The sequence below is a fragment of the Streptomyces sp. NA02950 genome, assembly GCF_013364155.1.
GTDB lineage: Bacteria > Actinomycetota > Actinomycetes > Streptomycetales > Streptomycetaceae > Streptomyces.
On the sequence record NZ_CP054916.1, the window covers coordinates 5,466,116 to 5,481,296 of the forward strand.

12 protein-coding genes are annotated in these 15,181 nt (G+C 71.6%); all 12 read left to right on the forward strand.

Annotated features, from left to right (window positions below; genetic code table 11):
• Positions 1-43: 43 nt before the first annotated feature.
• Positions 44-931: a bifunctional methylenetetrahydrofolate dehydrogenase/methenyltetrahydrofolate cyclohydrolase gene (locus HUT19_RS23940; RefSeq protein WP_176182429.1), complete on the forward strand. Its 888-nt coding sequence runs from the start codon at positions 44-46 to the stop codon at positions 929-931.
• Positions 921-1,364 carry a DUF3017 domain-containing protein gene (locus tag HUT19_RS23945; RefSeq protein ID WP_176182430.1) on the forward strand — a complete coding sequence of 148 codons (444 nt, stop codon included), beginning with the start codon at positions 921-923 and terminating at the stop codon, positions 1,362-1,364. Before HUT19_RS23940 ends, HUT19_RS23945 begins: the two co-directional genes overlap by 11 nt.
• A 423-nt stretch (positions 1,365-1,787) precedes the next feature.
• Positions 1,788-3,068, forward strand: coding sequence for an XRE family transcriptional regulator (locus tag HUT19_RS23950; RefSeq protein WP_176182431.1), 1,281 nt, complete (start codon positions 1,788-1,790; stop codon positions 3,066-3,068).
• A gap of 266 nt (positions 3,069-3,334) precedes the next feature.
• Positions 3,335-4,324: a malate dehydrogenase gene (locus HUT19_RS23955; RefSeq protein ID WP_176182432.1), complete on the forward strand. Its 990-nt coding sequence runs from the start codon at positions 3,335-3,337 to the stop codon at positions 4,322-4,324.
• Between the two features lie 176 nt (positions 4,325-4,500).
• Positions 4,501-6,300 (forward strand): hypothetical protein, encoded by a 1,800-nt coding sequence (locus tag HUT19_RS23960; protein ID WP_176182433.1) that lies wholly within the window; start codon positions 4,501-4,503, stop codon positions 6,298-6,300.
• Positions 6,287-6,745: a hypothetical protein gene (locus HUT19_RS23965; protein WP_254885746.1), complete on the forward strand. Its 459-nt coding sequence runs from the start codon at positions 6,287-6,289 to the stop codon at positions 6,743-6,745. The genes HUT19_RS23960 and HUT19_RS23965 overlap by 14 nt, the downstream gene beginning before the upstream one ends.
• A 1-nt stretch (position 6,746) precedes the next feature.
• Positions 6,747-7,556, forward strand: coding sequence for a hypothetical protein (locus HUT19_RS23970; RefSeq protein ID WP_254885747.1), 810 nt, complete (start codon positions 6,747-6,749; stop codon positions 7,554-7,556).
• A 161-nt stretch (positions 7,557-7,717) separates the two neighbouring features.
• The gene (locus tag HUT19_RS23975) at positions 7,718-8,641 is read left to right on the forward strand and encodes a serine/arginine repetitive matrix protein 2 (RefSeq protein ID WP_254885748.1); all 924 of its coding nucleotides are present in this window, start codon (positions 7,718-7,720) and stop codon (positions 8,639-8,641) included.
• 137 nt (positions 8,642-8,778) lie between these two features.
• Positions 8,779-10,281, forward strand: a complete 1,503-nt coding sequence (locus tag HUT19_RS23980) for an aldehyde dehydrogenase family protein (protein WP_176182434.1) — start codon at positions 8,779-8,781, stop codon at positions 10,279-10,281.
• Positions 10,282-10,468: 187 nt separating this feature from the next.
• Positions 10,469-12,043: a GMC family oxidoreductase gene (locus HUT19_RS23985; RefSeq protein ID WP_176182435.1), complete on the forward strand. Its 1,575-nt coding sequence runs from the start codon at positions 10,469-10,471 to the stop codon at positions 12,041-12,043.
• Positions 12,043-13,137 carry a glycine betaine/L-proline ABC transporter ATP-binding protein gene (locus HUT19_RS23990; protein WP_176182436.1) on the forward strand — a complete coding sequence of 365 codons (1,095 nt, stop codon included), beginning with the start codon at positions 12,043-12,045 and terminating at the stop codon, positions 13,135-13,137. The genes HUT19_RS23985 and HUT19_RS23990 overlap by 1 nt, the downstream gene beginning before the upstream one ends.
• Positions 13,134-15,167, forward strand: a complete 2,034-nt coding sequence (locus HUT19_RS23995; protein WP_176182437.1) for an ABC transporter permease subunit — start codon at positions 13,134-13,136, stop codon at positions 15,165-15,167. The genes HUT19_RS23990 and HUT19_RS23995 overlap by 4 nt, the downstream gene beginning before the upstream one ends.
• Positions 15,168-15,181: the final 14 nt, after the last annotated feature.

Consider the following 15,181-nt stretch of genomic DNA (forward strand, 5'->3'; position numbering starts at 1 on the left):
CCTGATTGGATCCGACGTCCCCGCATCCGGGAGGATGAAAGACATGACCGCCCAGATTCTCGATGGCAAGGCAACCGCAGCCGCGATCAAGTCCGACCTCGTCAGCCGTGTGGAGGCGCTGAAGGCCCGGGGCGTCCACCCCGGTCTCGGGACGGTGCTGGTCGGTGAGGACCCCGGCAGCAAGTGGTACGTGGCGGGCAAGCACCGCGATTGCGCCGAGGTGGGCATCGCCTCCATCCGGCGCGATCTGCCGGAGACCGCCACCCAGGAGGAGATCGAGGCGGTGGTCCGGGAGCTCAACGAGGACCCGGAGTGCACCGGCTACATCGTCCAGCTGCCGCTGCCCAAGGGCATCGACACCAACCGCGTGCTGGAGCTGATGGACCCCGGCAAGGACGCCGACGGGCTGCACCCGATGAACCTCGGCCGGCTGGTGCTGAACGAGTCCGGCCCGCTGCCGTGCACCCCCCAGGGCGTCATCCAGCTGCTGCGCCACCACGGTGTGGAGATCAAGGGCGCGCATGTGGTGGTCGTCGGCCGCGGTATCACCGTCGGCCGCTCGATCGGGCTGCTGCTGACCCGCCGCTCGGAGAACGCCACGGTCACCCTGTGCCACACCGGCACCCGCGATCTGCCCTCGGTGCTGCGCCAGGCCGACATCATCGTGGCGGCGGCCGGGGTACGGCATCTGGTCAAGCCGGAGGACGTCAAGCCGGGCGCCGCGGTGCTGGACGTGGGCGTCAGCCGGGACGAGCACGGCAAGATCGCCGGGGATGTGCACCCCGGGGTGGCCGAGGTCGCCGCCTGGATCTCGCCGAACCCCGGCGGAGTGGGTCCGATGACCCGCGCGCAGCTGCTGGTCAATGTGGTGGAGGCCGCCGAGCGCGCGGCGGAGGCGGCCGACGGCGGCGGTGCCGGTCATGGCGGCTGAGGCGAGCGAACCGGCGGCGGGGGAGCCGCAGACCGGGGAGCCCGCCCGTAAGTCGCGGCGCTTCCCGCTGATCACCCGGGACACCGCGCGTCCGGAGGGCGGCGGCCGGGCGGCGTCCGGGGGCGCTCCGGCACCCGTGCGCCAGTGGCCGCTGCTCGCGGTCATGGGCGGTGTGGGGCTGGGGCTGCTGATCGTCGCCCTGGACGCGTTCCGGGCGGGCACCGTGCTGATCGGGCTCTCGTTGCTGGCGGGTGCGGTGCTGCGGTGGGCGCTGCCGGACGTCGGGATGCTCGCGGTGCGGTCCCGCTTCACCGACATGCTGACGTACGGGCTGCTGGGCGCGGCGATCGTGCTGCTGTCCCTGATGGCCCAGCCGGATCCCTGGGTGACGATTCCCTTCCTGGAGGATCTGGTGCACTTCACCGTCCGCTAGGCCCTGTCCGGAGTCCGCTGGCCGGAGCGAACGGCGGCCCGTCCTCTCCCCCGTGGGAGGACGGGCCGCCGTCGTTTCCGGGGCCGGGTCTCCTCGACCCGGCGACGGTCCGCCCTCTCCCCCGAAGCAGGACGGACCGCCTGGTCGTCAGCGTTGTGTGTCGGCTGTGCTGGATCAATGGACGTCGGCGGCCTGTGGCGCGGAAGTGACCATTCCGGTACGAGTTCTCGGCTACGCAACGATGAACTGGGGCGCAAGGGTGCGTACGGCGTATAGCGAAAGCCACAATGCGCCCCCGGCGGGAGAACTGACATCCTGGACCACGGCATCCCCCGGGACAGGGAGTTCGGATCCTCGGGGTGCCAATCGCGGTACCAGCACAGGAGATTCACCGGATCCACACGGGGGGAACAGGGGGAGGCAATGCCTCGCTGGAGGGAGCTGCCGGGAGAACTCGACCCGCAGGTGCGGGAGTTCACCGGGCAGCTGCGCAGGATCGTCGACCGCAGCGGGATGAGTGTGGTGGCCGTCGCCGACCGCACCGGCTACAGCAAGAGCTCATGGGAGCGCTACCTCAACGGGCGTCTGCTGCCGCCGCAACGCGCGGTGGAGGCGCTGGCCGATGCCACGGGAGCCGGGACCCACCACCTCACCACCCTGTGGGAGTTGGCGGAGCGGGCCTGGAGCCGCTCCGAGAACCGGCACGACGTGACGATGGAGGCCATCAGCGTCGCCCAGGCGCGGGCCGCCATCGAGGAGTTCGCACCGGAGCAGGAGACCGCGCGGGGGAGGAAGAACGGCCGGTCCTCGGAGAAATCCCCGGCCAACCCCTCGGGCGATACGGCCGATACGTGCGATACGGCCGATACGGCCGATACGGGTGATATGGGTGGTACCGGCAATACGGTCAAGGTGGACGAGGTCGCGGCGGCCGACCAGCCCGCGAAGCCGGAACGCGCGCGGCGGAGCGTCGCCCTGCCCGGACCGGAGCAGCCGCTGATGCCGCCCGCCCCGGCCGTCGCCCCGGCGGCGCCCGAGCCGGGGGCCGCGTCCTCGGCCCCCGTGGCCCCCGCAACGCCCGCGCCCCCCGCGGTCCCCGCGCCCCCCGCGGTCCCCGCGCCCCCCGCGGTCCCCGCGCCCCCCGCGGTCCCCGACGCCTCCGCGGCCCCCGCGGAAGGGCGGGGCGGGCGCCGCTGGATCGTGCTGTTCGCCGCGGGCGCCGTGGCATCGCTGCTCCTCGTCGCCGGGACCGTGGTCCTGATCGGCACGGGCGACGGCGACGAGGGGAAACCGGCCGCGGGACCGAAGACCGCCCCGGCCACCACCGCGCCCGCTCTGCCCCGCGGGGTGAAGTGCGCCGGGGACGGCTGCACCGGTAAGGACCCGGAGGTCATGGGCTGCGGTGGTGCGAAGGCGACGACCTCCGCCGACCTCACCGTGGGCACCGCCTATGTCGAGGTCCGCTACAGCGAGACGTGCGGTGCGGCCTGGGCCCGGATCACCCGCGCGGCGCCCGGCGACCGGATACGGGTCACCGCCCCGGGCGGGGGCGGCGGCGCGGCGGTCAGCCAGAGCGGCGAGGTCAACGCCGACGGGGACACCTACACCACGATGGTTCCGGTGAAGACCACTGCGCAGGCCACCGCCTGCGCCACGCTGACCGGTGGGAAACGCGGCTGTACGGCCCGTGGCGCGAACGGGTGAGGAAACGTTCGGAACCCGTCCGGACGATTTTGGATTCGTTGGGAATGGCCCCGTGGAACGCGGGCAGACGCAGGCCGACCCCCCACGGGTGCGGCTATGGGTGGCCGCCCGCACTCCCCCTTCTGGCGGGCGGCCGCCCAAGCGTGTGTGCGGTGAGCAGTGACACAGTGGCCCGGGAGACCGGGCCCGTGGCGCCGTCGGATAGCCTGACGCAGGTATCTCGACACCAAGAGATCTTGACAGAAAACACAGCGCAGGAGACCGCCATGACCCGCACTCCCGTCAATGTCACCGTCACCGGCGCGGCAGGCCAGATCGGCTACGCGCTGCTCTTCCGTATCGCCTCCGGTCAGCTGCTCGGCCCGGACGTGCCGGTCGCGCTGCGTCTCCTGGAGATCCCACAGGGACTGAAGGCAGCCGAGGGCACCGCCATGGAGCTCGACGACTGCGCCTTCCCGCTGCTGCGCGGCATCGACATCTCCGATGACCCGAACGTGGCCTTCGACGGTGCCAACGTGGCGCTGCTCGTCGGTGCCCGCCCGCGCACCAAGGGCATGGAGCGGGGCGACCTGCTCGAGGCCAACGGCGGCATCTTCAAGCCGCAGGGCAAGGCCATCAACGACCACGCCGCGGACGACATCAAGGTCCTCGTGGTCGGCAACCCGGCCAACACCAACGCGCTCATCGCGCAGGCCGCCGCCCCGGACGTACCGGCGGAGCGCTTCACCGCGATGACCCGGCTGGACCACAACCGCGCCCTGTCGCAGCTGTCGAAGAAGACCGGTGTCCCGGTCTCGGAGATCACGAAGCTGACGATCTGGGGCAACCACTCCGCCACCCAGTACCCGGACGTCTTCCACGCCGAGGTCGCGGGCAAGAACGCCGCCGAGGTCGTCAACGACGAGCAGTGGCTGGCCGACACCTTCATCCCGACCGTCGCCAAGCGCGGTGCGGCGATCATCGAGGCGCGCGGCGCGTCCTCGGCCGCCTCCGCCGCCAACGCGGCCATCGACCACGTCCACACCTGGGTGAACGGCACCGACGCCGGTGACTGGACCTCCGCCGGTGTGGTCTCCGACGGCTCGTACGGTGTGCCGGAGGGCCTCATCTCGTCCTTCCCGGTCACCGCGAAGGGCGGCGCGTTCGAGATCGTCCAGGGCCTGGACATCAACGAGTTCTCGCGGACCCGGATCGACGCTTCGGTCAAGGAGCTCGAGGAGGAGCGCGAGGCGGTGCGCGGTCTGGGCCTCATCTGAGGCCCGGACGCCTGATCCGTTGATCTCCTGATCTCCGCCCGGCTTCTGCCGGACAGCCATCCGAAGGGTCACACTCCGGTATTCACTCCGGAGTGTGACCCTTCGGCCATTCCCTGTGATGGCGGCTCATCCTCCCCTACGGTGGGAGGAGTTGACGCCGGCCTCGGGGGGAGAGCATGGCCAGGGACAGTCGCGCCGATCATGCCGTACGTCTGCCGCGCTCGCGGCCGGAGCCCACGCGCCCCGTCCCCGTATCGTCCTCACCCCACACCAGCAGCGAGGCGACCCGGTTGCTGTGCGCGGGCACCTATATCGACGACGACTTCCGGGACGCCGTCGTGGACGAGCTGTATGTCCACGAGGAGCGTTCCGTGGCGCCGTCCCTCGGGATCGACGCGGCCCGGGTGCTCGCCCATGCGCTGCGCGCCCGCCGTCTGGAGGCGGGCTGGACGGCGCTGCTGGCGGGGTTATGGCTGCTGGACTTCCTGCTCGCCCAGGGTTTCTTCTACGCCTTCCTGCTGTCCTGCGCGCTGCTGCTGATAGCCGCCTGGGCCAGGGGTGGTGCGTCCGGCCCCTTCCGCGCGGACTATCCGGGGGCCGACCGGGTCAGGTCGTACCGGCGGCGGGTGGCCGCGGTGCTGCGGCTGGCCGGCTGGCTGACGTTGATCTCCTATGTGGCCAGTGCCCTTGAGCTGGCCCTCGCGGACGACCCGGATCCGAGCGCGCTGAGCGGTGCGCTGCCGCCGGAGCTGCTGGCCGGGGCGAATCCCACCGCCGCCTGGTGTGCGCTGCTGATTCCCGCAGCGATGGCCGGTGCGGTCGCGCTGCACCGGGAGCATGTGGCCGGGGTGCTGGCCACCGAGCTGGATCCGGTCACCTTCGCCGACCCCGGCGCCGATCCGGCCGAGCGGTTCGAGGGCGCCCGCTTCCAGCGGGTGCGTGCCCTGATCCGCCGGGAGCAGCACGCACCGGTGATCCTCTACCACGATCAGCACCCCTTCCTCGGCGCGGGCGCCGCCCATGCCACCTGGACCCTTGCGGTGGAGCTGCGCCCGCGTGAGGGCGCCACGGCCGTGCCGCTCGACAACCGCGTGATCCTGGAGCGGATCCGGCCGCTGGTGGAGGCGTTGCGCACACCGTCCGCCGGGGGCGCCGCCGTTGGAGCCGCCCGGCTCCCCGCCGTCCCCGACCCCGCCCCGCCGCCCGGTATCCCGGGTGACCGGGTCCGTGACCGGCTGCGCGGTCTGGAGCTGGACGAGTGTGTGTTCCTCAAGGCCACCGGATTGCGCAGCCGGTCCTTCGTGCCGTACGGCGAGGCGGACTTCGCCCGGGAGCGGGCCGAGGCCGTCGAGGAGGGCGGCGAGATCCGGCGCCACTTCCTGCGGATCCGTGTCGGGGCATGGCGGGAAGAGGTGGTGGTCACGGTCTTTGTGCGGGTCCACACCCAAGGCGGCATGCTGATGCTGGAGTTCGCGCCGCATGTGCTGCGTCCGATCCGCCCGGCCTTCCGGGCGGTCGACCGGATCTCCGACTCCCACCGCCGGGGCGGGCTGCCGGGCAAGGCGGTGTGGGCGCTGGCCCGCACCCCCACGGCGGCGGGCCGGGCGCTGATCCAGCTCTTCCGGTCGGCCGCCTTCCTCTGGCGGATGTACGCGGGCGGTTATGACGCCGCGATCCCCGACGGCCCCTGGGCGTCGGTGCGTGAACTGGGCAGTGACGGCGGCGCCTCGCTGTTCCAGGAGATGGATGTCAGCCGCTATCTGAAGAGCGTCGAGGACCGGGTGGCCAATGGTGTCCGGCAGGCGCTGGCCGAAGCCGGCTGGGAGACCGGTGAGTTCGAGCAGAAGGTCATCAATGTGAGCGGCGGCGGCATCTTCATCGAGTCCGCCGAGAACAGCGCCTTCGGCTTCGGCGACCACAACACGATCAGCAACACCCCACGCAATGGAGCGGGAGGCAGCCATGACAACGGCTGACACGGACGGCGAGCACGGGGCGGACGGTGGAGCCACGGGCACCGGCGGCACCGCGGACAGTGCCACGGACACCGGTGGCGGTGGGCGGAAGTTCGGGGACATCCGTATCGGCAGTGTGCGCGGAAGCGCGGTCGGCTTCGGCGACCACAACCACATCGTGAACGCACCGCGGAGCGAGGCGCCGTGCGACCCGGCGTACGAGGAGCTGCTCGAGGCGGTCCGGCAGCTCACCGCCGACCTGGAGCGGATGGTTCCCGGGCCGGAGGTCCAGGCGCTGTCCAATGAACTGGCCACCACCCAGGACGAGATCCTGCGCACCGGCCGGGCCGGGGTGGGGCGGCTGGCCCGGGTGCGCGCGCTGCTCCAGGACGCCGGGACCAGCATCGGCATGCTGGCGTCGGGCGTTGCCGTGGGGCAGGCGGTCGGCGCGCTGCTGGGCGGCTGAGATGACTACTCCGGGCGGCGGGCACGGCCCCCGCTGGGACGAGGAGACGCAGCGCTGGGTGGGGGAGGGCGCGGAGCCGTCGCCTCCGGGCCGCAGACCGCCCTGGCTGTTTCAGGGCGCGGTACTGCTGTCGGCGCTCGCGGTGCTGCTGGTCGGCGGTATCGGCGTCGGCGCCTGGAAGTTGCTGGAAGGGGACGGTGGCGACGACCGGGCCCGGAGCAGTTCCACTTCGAGCGCGGGATGGCCCGGTGGGGACGGGACGCCGTCTCCGTCGGCATCCTCATCGTCCGCGCTGCCGCCGGCGCCGTCGTCCGCACCGCCGTCGGTGTCCTCGGATGGGGACGGCGGAGCACCGACGGGATATGTACGGACCCGGGATCCGGAGGGGTTCACCCTCGATGTGCCGGTGGGCTGGCAGCGGGTCAAGCGCGATACGGGCGTGTTCTACGAGTCGGCCGACGCGGGCAGTCTGATCCAGGTCTTCGTGATGACCGAGCCGGAGGTCACCCCGTACGAGGCGCTGCGGGAGGCGGAGACGGGGCTGCGGAAGAACCCCGGCTACCAGCGGTACCGGCTGGAGAAGCTCGGCCCCGGCGACGGGGCGGACGCGGAGCTCGAATACGGCTACCGCAGCGAGAAGTACGGCCCGCGCCGCATTCTCGACCGCGCCTTCTCCGAGCCGAACGGAGTGCAGTACGCGGTGCTGGTGGCGGGTCCGGCCGCGGACTGGCCGGAACAGCGGAAGCGGCAGGGCATCGTGCTCGACGCCTTCTGCCCCACCGCGTACTGCCCGGCGGGGTCGGACCCGTAGTCCGGCCGGTAGGACCACGGGGCGTGGGATCCGCCGCGCCATCCGGCGAAGTATCCGGCATCGAGACGGTGGCAGACGGGGCGATGTCGCGCATACTGGGTTCTCCGTATGTCGGCTAACTCGCCTTATCGGCATAAGGGTTCCGCTATGGGGGGGCGTTCATGGAGTACGGGGGGCCGGGGGACCGGCAGCAGTGGCCCGAGGGCGAGGGCGAGGGACAGAGGCAGGACGCCGCATGGCAGTGGGAGGACACCCCTCCGGCCGGTGCGCCGCAGTGGGCGCCGCCACCGCCACCACCCGCGCCGGTGCCGGGCGGCGAGACCCGTCGGGTCCTCCAGGCGATGGCCGTAGCGATCTTCCTGACGGTCGGGGTCGCGTTCTCCGGCTGGGTGGCGTTCGGCGGGGACGGGGACACCGGATACCGGGCCGGTCCGCTCCCGGGGGTGAACGAGAGCCCTTCGCCGACACCGGCCCCGGACGTGCCGTCGCCCGACGGCCTGCCCACACCCGGCCCCGAGACCGGTGTGCCCACCGCGGTGCCCACGGATTCGCCGACGGACCTGCCGGGGGTGCCGTCACCGTCGGCCACCCCCTTCGGGACCCCGTCGTCCCCGTCGCTGACCGGCGGTGATCCGCCCGCGGGCTACAGCACCCAGAGCGATCCGGCCGGGTTTCACCTCGCCGTCCCGGACGGCTGGCGGCGCACCGCCGAGGGCCCCAGCGTCTACTACACCTCGCCCGACGACAGCACCACGATCCAGGTCTTCGAGCTGCACGGTCCCGAGGCGACCCCGTACGAGTCGGCGCGGGAGGCCGAGCGGCTGGCCTCCCACCACCGTGGCTACGAGCAGGTCACGCTGGCCCCGCTCGGTACGGCCGCCATGGACCCGGCGCAGCTGGAGTACACCTACGACAGCAAGAGCGACGGCCACCGCCGGATCATGGACCGCCGCTTCGCCGCACCCAGCGGCACGATGTACGCGGTGCTGGTCATCGGACCTTCCGGGGACCGGGCGAGCGAGCAGGAGGTCCACGAAACAGCCCTGGACACCTTCTGTCCCACGGCCTACTGCACGACGTCGTGACCGGACCGCAACCCCGTGTGACGTGAGCCCGGCCACTTTCCGTGATGAAGTGCGCATACGTTCGCCCCGTCGGGTTAGGGGTCCTTGTTGCTGGCGTGGCCAGCGGGAAAGAACGCAGAACCGGAAGGCAGAACGACGTGTCGGCAGTCGAGACCATTCATGTGGACGGGGTGTGGCGGGCGGCCGCATCCGGCGCGCAGCGGGAGGTCCTCGACCCCGCGGACGCCAAAACCCTCGCCGTGGTGGCCGAGGGCGGCGCCGAAGACATCGACGCGGCCATCGCCGCCGCGCGGCGTGCCTTCGACAAGGGCCCCTGGCCCGGTACCCCGGTGGCCGAGCGGGCCGCGCTGCTGCGACGCGTGGCCGATCTGCTCCAGCGCGACCGGGAGACCATCGCGCTCATCGAGAGCCGGGACACCGGCAAGACCCTCGAGGAGGGCCGGGTCGACGTCGACGACGTGACCAACGCCTTCCGCTACTTCGCCGAGCTGGTCGTGGGCGAGTCCGCGGGGCGTGTGGTGGATGCCGGTACCCCCGATGTGCACAGCGTGGTCGTCCATGAGCCGGTCGGCGTGTGCGCGATGATCACCCCCTGGAACTATCCGCTGCTCCAGGCCAGCTGGAAGGTCGCCCCGGCGCTGGCGGCGGGCAACACCTTCGTGATCAAGCCGAGCGAAGTGACCCCGATGTCCACCGTCCACCTGGTGAAGCTGCTGGCCGAGGCCGGGCTTCCGGCCGGTGTGGCCAATCTGGTGACCGGCGCCGGTGACCCCGTGGGCGCCCGGATGTCCGAGCACCCGGACGTGGACCTGGTGTCCTTCACCGGTGGCCTGGTCAGCGGTACCAAGGTGGCCCAGGCCGCCGCGCCGACGGTGAAGAAGGTCGCCCTCGAGCTCGGCGGCAAGAACCCCAACGTGGTCTTCGCCGATGCCTGCTCCACCGCCGAGGGCTTTGACACCGCCGTCGACCAGGCGCTGAACGCCGCGTTCATCCACAGCGGCCAGGTCTGCTCCGCCGGTGCCCGGCTGATCATCGAGGAGTCGGTGCGGGAGCGCTTCGTGGCCGAGCTGGCCCGTCGCGCGGAGAAGATCAAGCTGGGCCGCGGCACCGAGGAGGGCGTCGAGTGCGGCCCCCTGGTCTCCGCCCAGCAGCTGGACAAGACCGAGGCGTATGTCGCCTCCGCCCTGGAGGAGGGCGCGCTGCTGCGCTGCGGCGGCAAGCAGCCCGAAGCGAACGCGGTCCGTCCCGCCACCGGCTATTTCTATCTGCCGACCATCCTCGACCAGTGCCACCGCGAGATGCGCGTGGTGCGTGAGGAAACGTTTGGGCCTATTTTGACGGTCGAGTCTTTCCAGACCGAGGACGAGGCCGTCACACTCGCCAATGACACGGAGTACGGACTCGCCGGCGCCGTCTGGTCCGCCGACACCGCACGGGCCCGCCGCATCGCCGCACGGCTGCGGCACGGCACTGTGTGGATCAACGACTACCACCCCTACCTCCCGCAGGCCGAATGGGGTGGGTTCGGCAAGTCCGGGGTCGGGCGTGAGCTCGGTCCGTCCGGGCTGGCCGAATACCGGGAGTCCAAGCATGTCTACGAGAACCTGCGGCCCGGCCCGGTGCGCTGGTTCGGCGGCTGACACCCCACCGCCGGCGCCCCTTCCGGGCACCGCCGGGCCCGGCCCACCGCCCGGGCCAGGACCCGGCCGCGCCCGATGAGGGCGCCCGGCGGTTCCACATCGAGAAACACCACCCCCAAGGGGCGTCAGCCCCATGGCCCGCGCTGTCGCGGGCCCCTGAGCAAGACCGCGAGGAGTAACCCCCACCATGTCCGTACCTGAAGGCTATGACTACGTCGTCATCGGCGGCGGCACCGCCGGTTCGGTGATCGCGTCCCGGCTCACGGAGGACCCGGACGTCCGCGTCGCCGTCATCGAGGGGGGCCCCACCGACATCGACCGGCCCGATGTCCTCACCCTGCGCCGCTGGCTCGGTCTGCTCGGCGGCGACCTCGACTACGACTACCCCACCACCGAGCAGCCGCGCGGCAACTCCCACATCCGGCACAGCCGGGCGCGCGTGCTCGGCGGCTGCTCCTCGCACAACACCCTGATCTCCTTCAAGCCGCTGCCGGGCGACTGGGACGAGTGGGCCGAGGCCGGCGCCGAGGGCTGGGACGCCGCGTCCATGGACCCGTACTTCGCGCGGCTGCGCAACAACATCGTGGCGGTCGACGAGAAGGACCGGAACGCCATCGCGCGTGACTTCGTCGAGGCCGCCCAGGCCGCCGCCGGGGTGCCGCGGGTGGAGGGCTTCAACAAGAAGCCGTTCCACGAGGGCGTCGGCTTCTTCGACCTCGCCTACCACCCGGAGAACAACAAGCGCTCCTCGGCGTCGGTCGCCTACCTCCACCCCTTCCTGGACCGGCCCAACCTCCACCTGATGCTGGAGACCTGGGCGTACCGGCTGGAGCTCGACGACAACGGCCGCGCCACCGGGGTGCGGGTGCGCACCAAGGACGGCGAGGAGCTTCTGGTCGAGGCGTCGCGCGAGGTGCTGGTCTGCGCCGGCGCGGTGGACACCCCGCGGCTGCTGATGCACTCCGGTATCGGCCCCAAGGCCGATCTGGAGGCGCTGGGCATCCCCGTGGTCCACGACCTTCCGGGCGTCGGCGAGAACCTGCTCGACCACCCCGAGTCGGTGATCGTGTGGGAGACGGACGGCCCGATCCCGGACAACTCCGCGATGGACTCCGACGCGGGTCTGTTCATCCGGCGCGACCCCGAATCCCGGGGCCCGGACCTGATGTTCCACTTCTACCAGATCCCGTTCACCGACAACCCCGAGCGGCTGGGCTACGAAAAGCCCGAGCACGGGGTGTCGATGACCCCCAACATCCCCAAGCCGCGCAGCCGCGGCCGGCTCTACCTCACCAGCGCCGATCCGGCCGTCAAGCCCGCCCTGGACTTCCGCTACTTCACGGACGAGGAGGACTACGACGGCCGCACCCTGGTCGACGGCATCCGGCTCGCCCGCGAGATAGCCAAGACCGAGCCGCTGGCGGGCTGGCTGAAGCGCGAAGTGTGCCCCGGGCCGGAGATCACCTCGGACGAGGAGATCAGCGAGTACGCCCGTAAGGTCGCGCACACCGTGTACCACCCGGCGGGCACCTGCCGGATGGGTGCCACCACGGACGAGCTCGCCGTGGTCGGCCCCGACCTGAGGATCCGCGGACTCGACGGCGTGCGTATCGCCGACGCGTCCGTGTTCCCCACCATGCCCGCGGTGAACCCGATGATCGGCGTTCTGATGGTGGGCGAGAAGTGCGCCGAACTGCTCACCCAGGACCATCGCCGATCCCGGGACCGAGCCCCGCAACCCGCTCCCGGAGGTGACGCCTGATGTCCGCGACTACGGTCTCCAAGTCCCCTGAATCCCCTGAGAAGTCCGAGAACAACGGCACGGCACCCGTGTTCTCCGTCCGTGGCCTGTGGAAGGTCTTCGGACCGAAGGCCGACCGCATACCCGGCTCCGCCGAGGCCGAGCTCTCGGCGGAGGAACTGCGCGCCCGCACCGGGTGCACCGCCGCCGTCCGCGACGTCTCCTTCGACGTCCAGCCGGGCGAGGTGTTCGTGGTCATGGGGCTGTCCGGCTCCGGCAAGTCCACCCTGGTGCGCTGTCTGACCCGGCTGATCGAGCCCACCGCCGGTGAGCTGAGCATCGACGGCGAGGACGTGCTCGGCATGGACAAGAACCGGCTGCGCGATCTGCGCCGCCACCGCGCCGCCATGGTCTTCCAGCACTTCGGGCTGCTGCCGCACCGTTCCGTCCTGGACAACGTCGCCTACGGCCTGGAGATCCAGGGCATGGGCAAGGCCGAACGCCGCGCCAAGGCCGCCGAGGTGGTGGAGAAGGTCGGCCTCACCGGTCTGGAACGGCGCCGCCCCGGCCAGCTCTCCGGCGGGCAGCAGCAGCGTGTCGGACTCGCCCGCGCCCTCGCGGTCGACCCGGAGGTGCTGCTGTTCGACGAGCCGTTCAGCGCGCTGGACCCGCTCATCCGGCGCGATATGCAGGAAGAGGTCATCCGGCTGCACCGCGACGAGGGCCGGACGATGGTCTTCATCACCCACGACCTCAGCGAGGCGCTGCGGCTCGGGGACCGGATCGCGCTGATGCGCGACGGTGGGATCGTGCAGCTCGGCACCCCCGAGGAGATCGTCGACTCCCCGGCCGACGACTACGTACGGGACTTCGTCCGCGATGTGCCGCGTGAGCAGGTGCTGACCGTGCGCCGCGCGATGCGTCCCGCGGACGGTGACGAGGCCACCGACGGTGACTCCGTGGCCCCCGGTGTCACCGTGGCCGAGGCGATCGAGGTGGCCGCCCGCAGCGGTGGCCCGGTCCGGGTGGTCGAGGGCGGCCGGTGCATCGGCGTCGTCGACCACCAGCGGCTGCTCGCCGTGGTCGCGGGGGTGGAGACGGGGGTCCCGGCATGAGCGTGACCGCCACCGCCCCCGACCAGACGTCCCTGGAGAAGAGAGGGCCGGACGGCGCGCCCGAGCGAGCCGGACGGCTCAAGGCACTGCTGACCCACCCTCTCGGGCGCAAGCTCGTGCCCCTCACCGTCCTCGCCGCGGTACTGGTACCCATCGCCGCGGGGCTGTGGGGCAGCGGCGCCTGGCCCGGCGCGCTCACCCACGATGTCAAGGAGCCGCTGGACTCCTTGAACCAGTGGATCATCGACAATCGTGATACCCACCCGCTGTTCCTGTACTTCCTGCTGCACTTCAGCAACACGGCCACGGACGCGATCAACGCCGTCTACAACGTGCTGGACGCGCTGGGCTGGATCGGGGTCACCGCCACCGCCGTTCTCTTCGCCTGGCGGGCCGGGGGCCTCGGCCGGGCCGGTCTGAAGGTCGCGGGCATCACGCTCGGAGCGTTCGTGGTCTGCGGGCTGCTCGGGATGTGGGACCCCACCATGATCACCCTCGCGCTGATGGTGGTGGCGGTCGCCGTCTCCGCTGTCATCGGCGCGCTGCTCGGGCTCGCCGCCGGTCTGTCCGAGCGCTTCAACCGGATGCTGCGGCCCGTGCTCGACACCATGCAGGTGATGCCGGCCTTCTCCTACCTGCTGCCCATGGCGCTGATCTTCGGCCCCGGCACACCGGCCGCGCTGTTCTCGACGATCATCTACGCCGTGCCGCCGATGACCCGGCTCACGGCGCTCGGCCTGCGCGGCGCCGACCCGGCCGTCCTGGAGGCGTCGTCCTCGCTGGGGGCGAGCTTCTGGCAGCGGCTGCGGACCGCTCGAGTGCCGCTGGCCCGTAAACAGATGCTCCTCGGGCTCAACCAGACGATCATGATGGCGCTGTCGATGGTGGTCATCGCGTCCATCGTCGGTGCGGGCGGTCTGGGCGAGGAGGTGTTCACCGCGCTGTCGACGACGGATGTCGGCAAGGCACTCGCCGCGGGCCTGCCGATCGTCCTGATCGCCGTCTGGCTGGACCGTACGACCGGGGCCGCGGGTGAACGCTTCGGCGCGACCTCGGCGGCCGAAGCGACCGGGGCCCGGCGGCTGCTGCACGGCTGGCGGGCCTGGACGCTGGTGACGGCCGGCGCGGTGGTGGCGACCGTGGCCGGCCGGCTGGCCGGGGCGACGCTGTGGCCGGAAGCCTGGGTCTACGAGGTCTCCACGCCCGTCAACAAGGTCCAGGAGTGGATCACCGACAACCTCTACCAGGACGTGCCCGTCCTGGGCGGCACCAAGGTCTGGGCGGACCACATCACCGAGTGGATGCTCAACCCGCTCCGCGACGGGCTGCTGAACGCCCCGTGGTGGCTGTTGCTGCTGCTGGTCGCTGTTCTCGCACTGCTGGTCGGCACCTGGGGCACCGCGCTCACCGCCGTCCTGTCCATGTCGGCGGTCGGCGTGCTGGGCGTCTGGCCGAAGACGCTGGACACGCTGTCGCAGGTGCTCGTGGGCCTCGCGCTGACCCTCGTGCTGGGCTTCGCGATCGGCGTTCTCGCGGCCCGTGTGGGATGGGTGGAACGCCGGCTGCGGCTGGTGCTCGATGTGCTGCAAACACTGCCGCAGTTCGTCTATCTCATCCCGGTCGTGGCGCTGATGGGCGTCGGCCGTGTCGCGGCGATCACCGCGGCGGTGGCCTACGCGCTGCCCGCCGTCGTCCGTATCACCACCCAGGGGATCAAGGAGGTCGATCCGGCGGCCCTGGAGGCCGCCCGCTCCATGGGAGCCAGCGGAGCCCAGCAACTGCGTCAGGTGCAGCTGCCACTGGCCCGGCCCGCGCTTCTTGTCGCCGTCAACCAGGGCGTGGTGCTGGTCCTCGCCGTGGTCGTCGTCGGTGGTCTGGTCGGCGGTGGGGCTCTCGGATACGACGTGGTCTTCGGCCTCGCGCGCGGAGAACTCGGAGTGGGTCTGGTGGCCGGTACGGCCATCGTCTGTCTCGGCCTGGTACTCGACCGGGTCACACAGCCCACCGCCGCTACCCGCAAGGAGGGCTGAGGTCCCGTGAACAT

Bases quoted from the DNA above. Each gene is read 5' to 3' on its own strand.
- HUT19_RS23985 (WP_176182435.1), top strand. From the start codon at position 10,469: ATGTCCGTACCTGAAGGCTATGACTACGTCGTCATCGGCGGCGGCACC.
- HUT19_RS23940 (WP_176182429.1), top strand. From the start codon at position 44: ATGACCGCCCAGATTCTCGATGGCAAGGCAACCGCAGCCGCGATCAAG.
- HUT19_RS23950 (WP_176182431.1), top strand. From the start codon at position 1,788: ATGCCTCGCTGGAGGGAGCTGCCGGGAGAACTCGACCCGCAGGTGCGG.
- HUT19_RS23970 (WP_254885747.1), top strand. From the start codon at position 6,747: ATGACTACTCCGGGCGGCGGGCACGGCCCCCGCTGGGACGAGGAGACG.
- HUT19_RS23955 (WP_176182432.1), top strand. From the start codon at position 3,335: ATGACCCGCACTCCCGTCAATGTCACCGTCACCGGCGCGGCAGGCCAG.
- HUT19_RS23990 (WP_176182436.1), top strand. From the start codon at position 12,043: ATGTCCGCGACTACGGTCTCCAAGTCCCCTGAATCCCCTGAGAAGTCC.
- HUT19_RS23960 (WP_176182433.1), top strand. From the start codon at position 4,501: ATGGCCAGGGACAGTCGCGCCGATCATGCCGTACGTCTGCCGCGCTCG.
- HUT19_RS23945 (WP_176182430.1), top strand. From the start codon at position 921: ATGGCGGCTGAGGCGAGCGAACCGGCGGCGGGGGAGCCGCAGACCGGG.
- HUT19_RS23975 (WP_254885748.1), top strand. From the start codon at position 7,718: ATGGAGTACGGGGGGCCGGGGGACCGGCAGCAGTGGCCCGAGGGCGAG.
- HUT19_RS23995 (WP_176182437.1), top strand. From the start codon at position 13,134: ATGAGCGTGACCGCCACCGCCCCCGACCAGACGTCCCTGGAGAAGAGA.
- HUT19_RS23965 (WP_254885746.1), top strand. From the start codon at position 6,287: ATGACAACGGCTGACACGGACGGCGAGCACGGGGCGGACGGTGGAGCC.